The following is a 14,421-nucleotide window of genomic DNA, read 5'->3' as shown; positions in this document are numbered from 1 at the left end:
AGCTCCCCCTTTCTACTTACATTACAGATTCTTTTTTCTTTAATACAACATCTGCTAAACAGTCGATAAATGCGTCCGATGCGTTTGGCATTTCTGGACGATAATATTTCGCGCCAATTTCATCCGTTACAACTTTACACTCAAAGTCATTGTCATATAAAACTTCTAAATGTTCCGCAACAAATCCAACTGGTGCATATACGAATGAACTGTATCCGTACTTTTCATTTAGTTCTCTCGTTAAATCTTGTACATCTGGACCAATCCAAGGATCTGGTGTATTTCCGGCACTTTGCCAGCCAACTGCATAATTTGCTACTTCTGCACCGCGTGCAATATAGTCAGCTGTTTCATTTAATTGCTCTGGATATGGATCGCCGAGTGCGATAATTTTTTCTGGTAAGCTATGTGCAGATACGATTAACACTGCTTTTTCACGTTCTGCTTCTGACATACCGTTATATATACCTTTCACTGCATCGACCCAATACTGAATAAATTTCGGTTCTTTATACCAGCTATCAATGCCGTGAATTGTTAAGTTTCCAAGTTTTTCTGCTTCTTCTTGCGCTCGTCCTACATACGACTTCACACTAAAAGTAGAATAGTGAGGGGCAAGAACGAGTGCAATTGCATCTTCTATTCCACCTTTATGCATAGCTTGTACTGCATCTTCAATGAACGGTTCAATATGTTTTAAACCAAGATACATGTGGTACTCTACTTCATCTTGCATTTCATTTAAACGCGCCTCTAACTTTTTAGCTTGCTCTAATGTAATAGTAGCTAAAGGAGAAATACCACCAATTGCACGGTAACGCTCTGTTAAATCTTCTAGCATTTCAGGACTTGGCTTTCTTCCTCTGCGAATATGTGTATAGTAACGTTCAATATCTTCTTCTTTATATGGCGTTCCGTATGCCATTACAAGCAAACCAATTTTCTTTTTCATACAGACAATCTCCTTTACTTCGCTAACTGTTCTTTAGAGTACTCATGAATAAATGTAGTTAAGCGTTTTAATGTATCTGGATTTACTTCTGGGAATACGCCATGACCTAAGTTAAAGATGTAACCTGGCTGCTTCATCCCTTGATCTAAAATACCTTTTACATGTTCTTCAATAACAGGCCAAGGTGCTAGTAAGAATGAAGGGTCCATATTTCCTTGTACCGCCTTATGAACACCGCGCGCGCGTGCTTCTTCGATCGGTAAGCGCCAATCTAAACCTACTACATCAAGAGGCAAGTCGTGCCATTCATTCACTAAGTGTCCAGCCCCAACGCCGTGCATAATCATTGGAACACCCATCGTGCGAACTTCTGCAAAAATACGCTCCATCGCTGGTTTAATAAATATGCGGTAATCCGCTACATTTACTGTTCCAACCCAAGAATCGAAAATTTGAACCGCTTTTGCTCCTGCGTTAATTTGCGCTTTTAAATATGTAATAACCATATCTGCAAGCTTATCCATTAAAGCGAACCAAGCTTTCGGCTCTGCATACATGAACGCCTTCGTATTATGATAGTTACGAGAAGGACCGCCTTCAATCATATAGCTCGCTAACGTAAATGGAGCTCCCGAAAAACCGATTAACGGTACATCTAACATTTCTGTCGTTAATAAACGAATTGTATCTAATATGTAAGGTACGTCATCTTCTGGATTGATTTCCCCTAGTTTTTCTACGTCTTGTAAAGAACGGATTGGCTTATCGATAACTGGGCCAATACCAGATTTAATTTCAACATCAACACCAATTGCAGGTAGTGGTGACATAATATCTTTATAAAGAATTGCTGCATCTACGTTATATTGATCAACTGGTAACTTTGTAACGTAAGCACATAACTCTGGATTATGTGTAATTTCAAATAAAGAATACTTTTCTTTTATCTTTCTATATTCCGGCTGCGAACGACCTGCTTGACGCATATACCATGCTGGTACATACTCTGTACGTTCCCCCCTACATGCTTTTAAAAATGTCTCATTTATAGTTCTTACCAAGACCCTAGCTCCCTTCCTTACCAATGCTTTTTCTTTAAATATGCTCTATTCCGATATTTATCTTTTTTTACTATACAGCTTGTAAAAACAAAATGCATAACATTATGTACGTTGTTCATTAAATTGACACAAACATTCGTAAAACCGCTTACTATTTTCACAACATTCTTATTATAACACAGAGAAAAACTATGGTTTAGCTACTTTTGACTTTTCTCCTTCACGGTTCGTTTGTGTGTTATATGGTACAATGTAAAAACTTGGTTTTGAGAATATATTTATAAACTTTTCCTCATATTTCCCTGTTCCTTTTACCGTTCCAACGTGAGTATGCATTCCTTTTTCAACTTTATAAATCCGGTACATAATTCTCTCATCAGGAAGCGGCGTCCAGCTTAGTTTCATTGCAAATAAACCGAAAGGACTAAAAGCTAGTTTTGCTTCCACGTTTTGAATCTTATCTAAACGAATTGGCAGTCCAATTGTTTCAACACCTTTTGGCCTATGAAAACTCGCTTTATCTTGTATATTTGCTTTCGTTAAAATCTTTTTAAATAACATCGTTGCCGATGCATTTCCATCTTGTAATTGATGCTCTTTATCGGTGCGGTCATAGCCAATCCAAACTGCACCTACTAAATTCGGTGTATATCCAACAAACCACATATCGCGCGCACCATGGTCATCATTCGGCAGTGAAGTTGTGCCTGTTTTTCCAGCTAAAGCTCCATTATATACGCCAGCTTTCGCCGTACCTTCTTTCACAACTCCTTCAAGCATCTTTGTCATATACCATGCCGTTTGCTTTGAAAAGACTTTCGTTTCAGCTTTTGATGATTCTCCAATGACTGCCCCGTGTCTATTTAACACTTTATCAATAACGTGCGGTTCGATAATATTCCCGTTTGCTAAAAAAGAACGGTACATTTTGACAAGATCAAATGGAGAAACACCGTTTTTAAGCCCGCCAAGTGCTGTGCTTAAACCTGAGTCCGCAATATGAACATTCCCTTTCTCTAAATATTGCTTTCCCTCATCTACCCCTAATTCATTTAATAAAGATACAGCTGGCACGTTTGCTGATTCTAATACCGCATCGTACATCGTCATCTCTTTCGTATACTCATGATTATAATTTCGAGGTTCATAGCCTTCAAACGAACTTTTTTCATTCGTTAATAAAGAATATGGATTATATTTCTTCGTCTCAAGTGCTGGTCCATATACGATAAGTGGCTTTAAAACAGAACCCGGCTGCCGCTTTGCAAAAACACGATTAAGCCCTCTCGGAACATACTCTCTTCCACCAATCGCGGCTTTAATTCCGCCAGTCTGGTTATCCATTAATAAAAATGCACCTTGCGCCCCGTTTTCTTTACCAGGGAAATTTCTCGCATCTTGAAACTGGTTATATGCTACCTTTTGAACTTTTTCATCCATTGGTACGACAAACGTATATCCTCCGCGCAGTACTTCTTGATGCGATAAACCGTATAAACGCGCTGCTTCATCTATAACCATATCGATATACGGCATATATGCGAGTTCACGTTCATCTGCATTTTTATAAAGAGCGATTGTTTTTCCTTGGTAACGAACACTATCTTCCGCTGTTAAATAGCCTTGTTTATGCATAAGTGACAAAACAAGATCACGGCGCTCTTTACTCTTCTCAGGAGATAAGTACGGTGAATAGCCATTTGGCGCTTTCGGAAGCCCTGCAAGCATAGCTCCCTCTTCCACTGTTAAATCCTCTACATTTTTATTAAAATACAATTTAGCCGCCGCTTGAATACCATATGCCCCGTGACCGAAATAAATATGGTTCATATACATTTCAAGAATTTGCTGCTTCGTATATTTTTGCTCTAATTGAAGAGAAATTGCGACCTCTTTCAATTTACGCGTAAATGTTTTTTCGCGAGTTAAAAAGACATTTTTAGCTAGTTGCTGCGTAATTGTACTACCGCCTTCTACCTTCTCTCCAGCTAACGCGTCTTTATAAAGCGCCCGAAATATAGAAGGGTAATCAATTCCTTGATGCTCATAAAAACGAGAGTCTTCCACAGCAATAAATGCTTGCTGCACGTACTTTGGAATTTCTTCGATCGGCACGAGCTCTCTATTTTCTACATATAACTTCGTAATTTCTTTTCCTTTCTGGTCAACGATACGTGATGAAGAGTGGAAAACAAGCTGCTTTTCATCCATCATATAGCCACCAGCTAACACAATAAGTTTATAAAATACAATTGCTACTACAAACGTTGCTAACCCGCCCAATAAAGTCCACTTTGCTTTCTTCATACATCGGCCTTCTTTCCAAATGATGGTACATTTATTATTTGAAAAAGAAGTATCTTTATGTATATAATCTTCGAAGTTTTTCACAAGAGTTGATATAATAGAGACAAACTATAAAGGGGGCATTAAAATGAAGGCTATTATTTCATACGAAACACCTCTAGAACAAGCACATTTCACTGCAAAAAATAACGAAAAAGATATGTTTTATAAAGAAAATACTGAAGAATCTGTAGAATCCTCACTTCAATATGACGTATTAGACGCTGTTGGAGAATTTAAAGGACAACCTGGCTACATCGTTTGTAACAACATTTCTGTAACAGACGAAGGTCGCCCTGTATTTGAAAACCGTTTTAAAAACCGCGCAGGTCTTATCGAAAACGAACCTGGTTTCCAAGCAATCCGCGTTCTTCGCCCATTAAGTAATGATACATATGTCATTTTAACGATGTGGGAAACAGAGCAAAACTTTAAAGACTGGACAGAATCACGTTCATTCGAAAACGCTCATAAAAAACGCCCTGCACAAGCAGAAGGACAAGGACAGACACAAGCGCATCCACATGCAGAAGGGCAAAAAAGCATTTTCTCTCGCCCGTCGTTCGTGACTACTTTTGATGTGTTAGTTTAATTTTCGGAGTTCGGAGCCTGCGATATGTGAAATTATATCGGCGCAACTCAAATTATATCAGCGATTTTTTGAATATATCGACTTATCGACAAATGACGACACAAAAAAGGAAACACCATTACACACTGGTGTTTCCTTTTTCTTTGTACCAATTATATATGCGAAGCGCGTCTTCTTTTCGCATATGCTTCACTTCATAACCATGTCCCGCTACCGATACGGCAGCTGTACATAACTCGTCTTTCTTTTGAAAATGCGACTGATTATATCCTACTGCTTGAACATGCCTTCTTCGCATGATCCCTGTATATTTCGCAAGGCCTCGGTACACCATTACTAACTGATTTTCTCGTATCATATATCCACCACTTTTATATCTAGCGTATGCAAGTAACGTAAATACAATAAATAACGGTATAAGAACGAACAACGCAGTATGTTGTTTAAAATATATACTCGCACCGGCGATCGGCATTGCGAGCACAGCACTTGTAATCCAGCCCATTACGACATAACGACGCAATGCAGCCTTCGGTAAATGAACGATTTCTTCTTCTATTTCATACGGCAACTGTAAATATGTAAGTAACTGCTGCACATCTTTCTTCTTCATAAAAGGATGTAACATCACTTCATTCCCGGCGGATTCTATACTTTGAATCACTTCCACTTCGACAGAACAATAACCGAAAGGCTGGCGGAGAATTCCTTCTTTCACAGTAATCGCTTGAATGCGGTGTAATTTTAAAACAAACTCTTTCTTATCAAATAACCCTTGAACGATGCGAATTTCATTTCCTTTTCGCTCTATTTTAAAGTTCGCATATTTTAGCGCATAGCCAGCTGTCGAAACGACCCACGAAACCACCATTAAAATCGCGGCCATAACGATTAATTCATATACACCGTTATCCATCACATACGCTTCCACTTTATTTATGAGCCATTTTGGAAGAAATTCATTAAACTCTGTGTAAAGGATTACTAACATAGAGAACACTAATCCAAATCTGCCGGATGTAATAGATGCGAATAAAATTTCTTTCGCTGTTAACTGATAAACTGTCTTACTTTCTTCTTCTGCGAGCGTCTCTTCACTCACAACTCTTCTCTCTTTATGTAATAAAGCAATCAGTTCCTTCGCTTCATCTTCTCTAATACCAGCTAACATCACTTCTGGCTCACTACCGCCGCCCGCTACTTCTATATTTAATTTCGTAAGTCCAAGCATTTGATAAATGATAGTAGAAGATGTACTAATGTTTTGCACACGGTCTTTATTTAAATAACTTTCCTTCTTCACAAAAACACCGTGTTTTATATGTAAAATATTATTCTCAATCCAGTACACTTTGAAATACCATTTAATTGCTGAAAAAATAGCCATAATGAATAAAACAAACAGAAGGAAAAGATAAAATAAATACCAAGGCTTCACTTGTTCTTCAGGTTTAAACATAACAAGAATAATAAGTGGTAACAAACTCGCAATTCGAATACCTAACAAAATCGTGATCGGATGTTGCCTCTTATACACCCTCATCACTCACTTTCGCAAGCTCTCCAATTTGTCTTTTCAACTGCTCTGCTTCTTCTTTCGTTAAACCTGGAATACTATGAGAAGTTGCCGCTGTTGAAATATGTAATTCTGCTAAATTATACTTTCTCATAATCGGCCCTTGTTCAATTGTAACGTGCTGCACGCGGATCATCGGAATAAGCACGCGCTTTACAACGAACATTCCCTTTTGAATCTCAATCTCTTCTTCATTTAATCTGTAACTATAATAACGTTGACGTAAATTTGGAAATACAAAATAATCAAGTGGTATGTATATAACTGCTCCTGTCACTAACAATCCAAACAACCAACCCCACCAGTTAAAGTTAATCATAAAAAAGAAATACGCAATTACGACTGCTAGTATAACCGCCGCCCCAATTAAAGCATGAATTCTCCACACTTTTAGCATATTAGAATGAATCTCCTTTTCTAACGGCTGCATCTCATCACTCCAATTATATGAATTTATTAATTATATATTAGCAGAAAATAAGGCTTTATATACAATTTTGTAAAATTATAGTTATCACATCATATCGAGCATTTCTTTAAAATTCCCTTCATTAATTGAATACACATAAATAAAGAAGAACCAATAGCCTCTCTTCTTTCTACAAATCATTTCTTCTATAATAACTTTATTATTAAATATAAATTTCTTCTTTCCAACTACTGGATTTTGATTTGACCACAATTAAATTTTCATTTTCCCATTTTAATGTGCCTAAAAATCTTGAATACACCATTTCGTTACCTACCTCTTCCACCAATAACTGATCGCGAATCTTTAAACCCTTTTCATCATACACCTCGCATCGTAGCTGGAAACCTTTGACGCGATGAATCCCTTTTAATATCGCTATCTTCTTACGGCTTGGGCTTTTTTTAGGTGTCTTCCCTACTAAAAATATCCCTTCATAGTTTTGTTTCACAATTTCTCCTAAAGACTTTTCGACATACTCTCTAACAATAGATGGTGAGAGAGTAGAGTTTACTTCAAGTCCGGGGATAACATATTGACGTACTAGTTTACAAAACTCGTTGTATTTCTCTTCAACTGAATCAAGTGTTAAAAATCCCATAAAATCATAAGGAATATCTACACGAATTTCCCCTAAAGATCTATTCACGTTATATGAAATATCAGTGTTTTCATTAGCTAAACAGTAAACAGTAACTTGCTCAATCTCTCCTAATCCCATCTCAAAATCGCTAATTGCCTTTGAAAAAATTAACTCAAAAATCCTAATTTCATGCACACGCAAATAATGTTTTTTAGGACGTTGTTTTTTCCAATCATAAAACTTTACTTTGAGCACTATAATTCACTCCTTTTAATAAAAAACACTATAAAAATAGTGTAATCCTACAATATCATAGCCTCACACATCAATTATATTAAAAATAAAGCTAGTTTTTTATAATTTTTTTGATATAATTACTTACGGGAAAAGGGAAGACATTTATCTTCCCTTGTGTTTTTATTTGCATCTAGTACTTTTGCTAGATGCTTTTTTTTATGCTAAAAAGGTATCCTCCAATAAGAAGGATACCTTTTTACTTTCATTATCTCTGTTTTGTTGCTGTTAAAATCCCACTGCCTAGTACACTTGCGATTTATAACTATCTAAAGTTACAGATTAATAGTAGATTCAGAAAAATAACTTTACATTTTGTAGAATAATTTTTCTATGTCATATCTCCGTTACATCGTACTACTTCACTTTCTACCTGTGTTGTTCCACAATCGCACCCTATTCTGGAATAAGCTAATGAATATTTTTCTCATTCTATCATTTTTCACTTTACTAGGGACCCGAAAATCAACATATTATTTGAAGCTTGGAGCGAAGATAAAAGAAGTACAAAATCGTTTAGGCCACTCAATGTGAAGACAACGATGGATATCTATGCTCATGTTGCTTTTAGTAACAATTAAAAGACCAGAACATCTAATAATAGACGTTCTGGTCTTTTTGCCATCATTAATTTAGTAATCTTGCCCACCATATGGATTAGCAGAAATGCTTCTATTTTCTGAGTCATATTCATCACAATACCAACCATCTACATCAGCAAAATGTAGCGTTTCGTCTCCACAATTTTCACAATATGCTTCAATATTATTTGCCATAATTTCACACGCTCCTATTAGAAATTAGAAATTATAATTTAAAAATGGTAACTTTACACTAGTGTCTACTTCTCCTGTATACAACTCTACAAATGCATTTGAAGTTTCATGCGGTATATAGATTGTTGTGACTTTCTCGTCAATATGTACGTAAGCAATTACTTCCATGTATTCATCACAGTCTTTCATAGGTACAAAGGTTAGACAAGGAGATACCCCTAAAGGTACTTCTTTCTTATCTATAAATTCCTTACACATGACAGTCTTCTCTACTTGATATGTAGTTATATGTACATTGTCTACTTCTGTTATTTTTACATTAGTCGGTATCTCTATCCCTAATAGATTACACCAACTGTTTAAGATGGACTTTTTCTCTGTACTTAATATAATTTCACCTTCACCATTTAAAACAAAAAGAGACTCCTTTTGGTCTCTCCCTACTTTTACCTGTTTCATCTCAATCATATCGCATACCCCTTTGTGAGATATTAGTTGAAGTATTGTTTCAGTAACTCACTACCTGTTTTAAGTCTTGTATAATATTGCCCATCTTTCTTCTCGAATTCACCGTTGTTAGCAAATTCTTTCTTTACACTTTCTAAGTTTGATGAATCAATAATACCAAACACATCGCCTATTTCAAAGTTACCTTCTTCATTTATACACTCTTCTAATAAGTAGTGTTTGTCTTCTTCTAAAGGAACTATCTTACCTTTTGTAATCGAATACAGATGTTTTGTTTCCTCTACCTGTACCGTAATAAAAATCCAACCAACTCTTACAATGGTACATGGCGTTAACCCCTCAAATGTAAGTGCAACTACTTTTTGGTCTTTCTTGAATTTCCCCATCCTTGATACCCCTTTTAAATAGATTTATTTCTCCTAAAGTCTACTATTTTATAGCGTAACCATAGTCTCTCAAACATCTATCTGCCCTAAGTAATACATCTCTAAGAGTTTCCTTTTCTGTATATCCTAGTTCACTAATCTTTTTTTTTTGCATATTCTAGTTCACTATCAATCGTATTCCAGTATACTTTACCGTATTTCGTTACAGTTTCTACATGAATATCCTCAACATAAGCTTCGTGTCGTTCCATTACATCTTTACCGTTTTCTCTGTATCCTAAATACTTATAGAATGCACCTACCCCTAAGTCTTCTCCTGTACCACTTACCTTAGTGAAACCTGCTCTTGCACTACCTATATGGAATGGCATGTTCTACCCCTCTCTTATTTTAATATGATATTATAGCGTTCTCTTTGTTGTGAACTCATAAACTGCCCTACAAATTGTAGTTCATGCCATTTAAACTCTTTCATTTGCTGTTTTTGTTTATTTGTTTTCAAGTTTACTTTGACTACCATTTTAAAGGCTTGCTGACCTGTTTCATTTAATGTATTGTAGAAACTTTTTAAATAACTAATCTGTAAAGGAGATAGTTTACCATCTTCCTTTATTTGTTTTACAATACTATTATAGAAGTTATTATTCTTTGGTACAATTTTCTCATCTAATTCACGGTTTAAGAATCGTTTTAAATAATCATTCTTATCTTCTGTTAGACGTTTCTCTGTAACTACGTTTCCTTTTGTATCATAGAAAGTTTCTGTAAATCCTTCTGTAAACTTCTTGATACATTCAGAACCTACTACCATTTCTTGCTTGTTTAGTCGATTGATAATTGTAAACTCATAACGGATTCTTTCATGGCAACATAGATGACAGTTTGCTCCACAAAACTTATTGTCTACCATTCCATAATATACCCATTCTTGCTTTGCCTTTGAAAAATTATGCTTTTCTACACTTTGTAATAAATTGAAATTTTTTTATAGAGCTAACCTGCATGGTTAGTTCTATAAGAATTAAAGAAGATGACCTCTGTTGAATACAGAAATCATCTTCTTGTTGTTGCATAACTTTTTTCAAAATGCCCTTACAAAGGGTACAGATTAATCATTAAGCTTCTTTTATTATCTACTGTTTTCATAAATCATTATAACTACCAAAATATTTTTCACAAAAGTTTACCGTTATTTATGATACGGTTCACCGTACATACTTAAATGGCCGTTTTCACTTCTAAAATATACATGAATCTTTACTAGAAATATAAAGATTCATCGTATCCTCTTCATCGATTTAGTGCATTTCAATAACTGTACCATCTTCGAATACCTTGAATACTCCAGTAAATCCTGATCCAGCTGCGCCTTCTATTTTATATGTCGTACGCACTCTAATTTTATAATATTTCTTTCCATTTTCGACTTGAGTATCCTCTAGAGTGTAATCATATTCTTCATTATATTCTTTTTTGATATATTCTTTAGCTTTCTCAAAAGTAAATGCATCTTGATTCTTTCCTGTCTCTACCTTTTGATTCTTCTCTGTCTCTACTTTTTGGTTCTTTTCTGTCGCTACCTTTTGATTCTTTTCCGTCTCTGCTTTTTGGTTCTTTTCTGTTACTGCCTTTTGATTTTTTTCTGTCTCTGCTTTTTGGTTCTTTTCTGTCGCTACCTTCTGATTCTTTTCTGCCTCTACCTTTTGGTTCTTCTCTGTCGCTACCTTTTGACTCGTTACTGCATCATTTTTTTGTGCCTTCGCTGCTGCCGTTACATTCTTTGCACTTTTTTCTTCTTCACCAATTTTAGTGATTAATCCTAAAGCTTTTTTATTATATTCTTCAAGGTTCTTGTTATCTTTTGTTTCTGAAACTACCTTATTTAACATCTCTTTCGCTTCTGCATAATTTTTCTTACTTATTAACTCTTCACTTTTCACCAGCTGCTCTTCATACTTCTTTTTTTGTTCTAAGATCGCTACTAATGCTGTTCGTTCTTCCTTTGCTTGTTTTATAAGCGCATTACTTCCATTCTTCACGCTCTCTACTTTTTCAAGTGACTTGATCGATTCTTCTAATTTTGCTTCTTCTTTTAACTTCACTGCTTCAATCATTGCTTTCGTTTGCTCTACAAACACTTTTGCATCTGAATCATCTTTTTTCTCATCTAGTGCTCTTTCAAATGATGATAAAGCATTTTTATATTCTTTATTCGTTAACGCCGTCTTCCCCTCATCCATCGCTTTTTCAAAATCCCCATTACTACATCCCGCTAGCATTAAAAACGTAAGTCCAATTACTGTTAATAACTTTCTCATTTTCTCTCCCCCTATATATGCCTAAAACAATAACGTCATATGTATAAAAGTCTGTGTAGTAATTAGACTGAAAGTAAACTATGTACTACATTTTGTGTTGGAAAAGAAGTACATTTCATTCACTATCATTACTTAAAATTCCTAAATAGTTGGTAGTCTTCTTCTTTTAAGACAGAAAGGAATTTTAATAATGTGCATAAAGCTCTCACTCAGGCTCTTTACTACACACACTCTTATACACATAGAAAAACTATTTTTAGTTTGCTATTTTTTTAACTTTACATATTCTCGGTTAATTGGCTACGAACCACAATTCGTAACATACCGAAAAACAAAAGAAAACAAACCGTAACATAAGTTACCGTTTGTAACTCTTTTGTAACACAAATGTAACATAAGTTTTTTAAACATACAATAGTTTTTTTACATTATTTTCCCCCACCTATATTTTAAGGCGTCCATACGATTCCAATCCTTAGTGTAAATAAGGATTCTTCATAAGAGTATGCAATGGATCTCGCCTCATTATCATCAAGTCAAAAAGTAAACAGTACTCTGAAACGAGAATTTCGTACACTAATAAAAAAAGCCTACTAATTAAAGTAGACTTAAAATAATGCCGTATAAATTTTACACCTAAAGATTTTTTAAGATTATCAAATTAATAGTTTGTCAGTTCATGTTCAGGAGTTTGAATAATAACAGGATTTTTCCCTGGATCGATCCATCTCAACATATCAATAACATTTTGTTTATCTACACCTGTACACCCTTCTGTCCATGAAGTAGAAACATGGAAGAAGATTGCGCTTCCTTTGTATGGTGTACGTGATTCAGTATTATAATTAATTACGAATCCATAATCATATGCTGGAATATACATATTTTCAGCTGATTTCCATCTACCTTTTACAGGCTTTTCCTGTAAAGTATTATAGTATGGAGATGTAGAATCATCTACCCAAACATGATTTTGCGTTAAATTAATAAAGGGAAGTTTCGTACCAGGATTCCCTTGTCTACCGAAAGCTGAACCAATTGTGTATTTTCCTCTTGGCGAACTCATACCACTTTCACTCATCTCAACTGCAAAACCTTTTTTCCCAATATATCCACTTATATTCTTTTGCTCTCTCCATTTCCCATTTGAATTTTCAAATGTACGAACTTGAGCTTGATTCGTATTATATCCTTTTGTTGTAACTAAGATGACCTGTTGATTATTTTGGATCGTTTTTAAGTTATCAATAACTGTTCTAGATTCATTCATATTCATCCATTGTAGACCTGAACCAGTTCTTATACGCAACCACGTACCTCTCTCTTCAACTACTGTCACCGTTTGCGCTGTATATTTTACAAGTACATTCGCCGAGTCCGCTGGATAATCATACGTGAAAAATTCTCTATTAATATGCATTCTTTTCTCGTTTAATAAGATCCATTTGAACCCTTGATATGTATGGATTTTAACCCAGCCATCTCCTCTTTCTTCATACACTGTTACAGTTTGCGGGGCACCTTCAAAAGCGATTCCTGAAGATAATGATGCATCGTGATAAGCAAAGAAAGATTTGGACATCTGAATTTGTTTACGTTTGAACTCTTTATCTTTTGAAGTATCTGTTCGAGCAACTAAACTTACAGTTTCAGCACGAGTAATCGTTTGATCAGGCTTCCAATTATCATCACCGTATCCACTTGAAATACTTAATTCAACTAGGATGTTTACATGTTTCTCGCTCCAATGCTCTTTTAAGTCGTTAAATACTGTTGGAGGATTCCCTGTCACTTTCTCTTGTAATTTGTATGCATTTACTAACATAGAAGCCATTGCGCCCCTCGTTAGCTTTCCAGTAGGATTAAACTTCCCGTTCCCATCTCCTTTAATAACACCCGCTTTTTCTATAGCCGCAATATACGGAGCTGCCCAATGCTTTTTTGAGTCATCAAAAGAAGGCTGTGCCGATTGATCGATAGGAAGATCCAATATTTTAGCCATAATTGTTGCGGCTGCCCCTCTATCTATCTCTAAATTTGGTGAAAACGTACCATCAGGCATACCTGACAATACATTTTTATTTATAAGATAGTCTACTGATGGCTTTACCCAACCAGGAACATCAGGAAAACTATTTGGAGCTGCTTGTACTTTTGATGGTTGCTCTTGCTGTATCACGTTCTCCTGTTTTGTTTGTTCTTTCGGAGCTTCCGTTTCCACTTCATTCTTTAGCTGATTTTGTTGCATTTCAGCTACTGTTTCTGTTTCTGCCTTTTCCTCTACTTTCACTTTTGAATCGCTCTCTTTATTTACCTGATCTTGTTGCGCTTCAATTTCTTTTTTCACTTGATCTTCCTGAGCTTTTATTTCACTTTCTTTTTGTTGCGAAAGAACACGTTCCTCTTCTACTGTGTATTGTGTAGAATCGATTTTATTATTAGCTGCATGTTCAATTTCAGCTAATGAACTTGAAGAAATAGCAAGAGACCCTACTGCAATCATACTTATTGTTGCGATTTTTATAATCTTCATATTTATATACGTTCTCCTCTTTCTGATTAAACTAAATCGTAGTACCTCGACCTTTTGTGATTCATTT

The 14,421-nt window shown here is 35.4% G+C and carries 13 protein-coding genes and 1 pseudogene; 1 reads left to right on the top strand and 13 read right to left on the bottom strand.

Annotated features, from left to right (window positions below):
- Positions 1-16: 16 nt before the first annotated feature.
- The 3 genes from hemH to JTF23_RS13320 form a co-directional block, all read right to left on the bottom strand.
- On the bottom strand, positions 17-952 hold the full coding sequence (gene hemH, locus JTF23_RS13330; RefSeq protein ID WP_204208949.1) for a ferrochelatase: 936 nt from the start codon (positions 950-952) through the stop codon (positions 17-19).
- 14 nt (positions 953-966) lie between these two features.
- The gene (gene hemE, locus JTF23_RS13325) at positions 967-2,013 is read right to left on the bottom strand and encodes a uroporphyrinogen decarboxylase (RefSeq protein ID WP_204208948.1); all 1,047 of its coding nucleotides are present in this window, start codon (positions 2,011-2,013) and stop codon (positions 967-969) included.
- Between the two features lie 189 nt (positions 2,014-2,202).
- Positions 2,203-4,320 (bottom strand): transglycosylase domain-containing protein, encoded by a 2,118-nt coding sequence (locus JTF23_RS13320; RefSeq protein ID WP_204208947.1) that lies wholly within the window; start codon positions 4,318-4,320, stop codon positions 2,203-2,205.
- Between the two features lie 127 nt (positions 4,321-4,447).
- On the opposite strand from JTF23_RS13320, the gene hmoB reads away from it, so the two are divergent.
- Positions 4,448-4,951, top strand: a complete 504-nt coding sequence (hmoB, locus tag JTF23_RS13315; protein ID WP_204208946.1) for an antibiotic biosynthesis monooxygenase family protein — start codon at positions 4,448-4,450, stop codon at positions 4,949-4,951.
- A 118-nt stretch (positions 4,952-5,069) separates the two neighbouring features.
- Here the strand turns inward: hmoB and JTF23_RS13310 are convergent, their stop codons facing one another.
- The 10 genes and pseudogenes from JTF23_RS13310 to JTF23_RS13265 all read right to left on the bottom strand — a co-directional run bounded on the left by JTF23_RS13310 (position 5,070) and on the right by JTF23_RS13265 (position 14,069).
- Complete coding sequence (locus JTF23_RS13310; protein ID WP_204208945.1) at positions 5,070-6,488, bottom strand: PH domain-containing protein; 1,419 nt, start codon at positions 6,486-6,488, stop codon at positions 5,070-5,072.
- On the bottom strand, positions 6,481-6,957 hold the full coding sequence (locus JTF23_RS13305; protein WP_088031239.1) for a PH domain-containing protein: 477 nt from the start codon (positions 6,955-6,957) through the stop codon (positions 6,481-6,483). Before JTF23_RS13305 ends, JTF23_RS13310 begins: the two co-directional genes overlap by 8 nt.
- 202 nt (positions 6,958-7,159) lie before the next feature.
- Entirely contained in the window at positions 7,160-7,834 is a 675-nt protein-coding gene (locus JTF23_RS13300; protein WP_204208944.1) for a hypothetical protein, read from the bottom strand.
- 671 nt (positions 7,835-8,505) lie between these two features.
- A complete protein-coding gene (locus JTF23_RS13295; protein WP_016104104.1) occupies positions 8,506-8,649 on the bottom strand; it encodes a hypothetical protein in 144 nt (47 codons plus the stop codon).
- 24 nt (positions 8,650-8,673) lie between these two features.
- On the bottom strand, positions 8,674-9,117 hold the full coding sequence (locus tag JTF23_RS13290; RefSeq protein ID WP_002202867.1) for a hypothetical protein: 444 nt from the start codon (positions 9,115-9,117) through the stop codon (positions 8,674-8,676).
- Between the two features lie 23 nt (positions 9,118-9,140).
- Entirely contained in the window at positions 9,141-9,503 is a 363-nt protein-coding gene (locus tag JTF23_RS13285) for a hypothetical protein (RefSeq protein ID WP_016104102.1), read from the bottom strand.
- 43 nt (positions 9,504-9,546) lie between these two features.
- Positions 9,547-9,874: pseudogene (locus tag JTF23_RS13280) on the bottom strand (hypothetical protein).
- Positions 9,875-9,888: 14 nt separating this feature from the next.
- Positions 9,889-10,413: a hypothetical protein gene (locus tag JTF23_RS13275; RefSeq protein WP_078173360.1), complete on the bottom strand. Its 525-nt coding sequence runs from the start codon at positions 10,411-10,413 to the stop codon at positions 9,889-9,891.
- A gap of 388 nt (positions 10,414-10,801) precedes the next feature.
- The gene (locus JTF23_RS13270; protein ID WP_204208943.1) at positions 10,802-11,821 is read right to left on the bottom strand and encodes a hypothetical protein; all 1,020 of its coding nucleotides are present in this window, start codon (positions 11,819-11,821) and stop codon (positions 10,802-10,804) included.
- A gap of 661 nt (positions 11,822-12,482) precedes the next feature.
- Positions 12,483-14,069 carry an S-layer homology domain-containing protein gene (locus JTF23_RS13265; protein WP_374100896.1) on the bottom strand — a complete coding sequence of 529 codons (1,587 nt, stop codon included), beginning with the start codon at positions 14,067-14,069 and terminating at the stop codon, positions 12,483-12,485.
- Positions 14,070-14,421 lie beyond the last annotated feature (352 nt).

This window comes from Bacillus sp. RIT 809 (assembly GCF_016892495.1).
Lineage (GTDB): Bacteria > Bacillota > Bacilli > Bacillales > Bacillaceae_G > Bacillus_A > Bacillus_A cereus_U.
The sequence above is the reverse complement of the archived record's forward strand: the minus strand, read 5'-3'. Positions and strand labels throughout refer to the sequence as shown.

Bases quoted from the DNA above. Each gene is read 5' to 3' on its own strand.
- hemH (WP_204208949.1), bottom strand. From the start codon at position 952: ATGAAAAAGAAAATTGGTTTGCTTGTAATGGCATACGGAACGCCATAT.
- JTF23_RS13320 (WP_204208947.1), bottom strand. From the start codon at position 4,320: ATGAAGAAAGCAAAGTGGACTTTATTGGGCGGGTTAGCAACGTTTGTA.
- hmoB (WP_204208946.1), top strand. From the start codon at position 4,448: ATGAAGGCTATTATTTCATACGAAACACCTCTAGAACAAGCACATTTC.
- JTF23_RS13305 (WP_088031239.1), bottom strand. From the start codon at position 6,957: ATGCAGCCGTTAGAAAAGGAGATTCATTCTAATATGCTAAAAGTGTGG.
- JTF23_RS13295 (WP_016104104.1), bottom strand. From the start codon at position 8,649: ATGGCAAATAATATTGAAGCATATTGTGAAAATTGTGGAGACGAAACG.
- JTF23_RS13290 (WP_002202867.1), bottom strand. From the start codon at position 9,117: ATGATTGAGATGAAACAGGTAAAAGTAGGGAGAGACCAAAAGGAGTCT.
- JTF23_RS13285 (WP_016104102.1), bottom strand. From the start codon at position 9,503: ATGGGGAAATTCAAGAAAGACCAAAAAGTAGTTGCACTTACATTTGAG.
- JTF23_RS13275 (WP_078173360.1), bottom strand. From the start codon at position 10,413: ATGGTAGACAATAAGTTTTGTGGAGCAAACTGTCATCTATGTTGCCAT.
- JTF23_RS13270 (WP_204208943.1), bottom strand. From the start codon at position 11,821: ATGAGAAAGTTATTAACAGTAATTGGACTTACGTTTTTAATGCTAGCG.
- JTF23_RS13265 (WP_374100896.1), bottom strand. From the start codon at position 14,069: ATGCAACAAAATCAGCTAAAGAATGAAGTGGAAACGGAAGCTCCGAAA.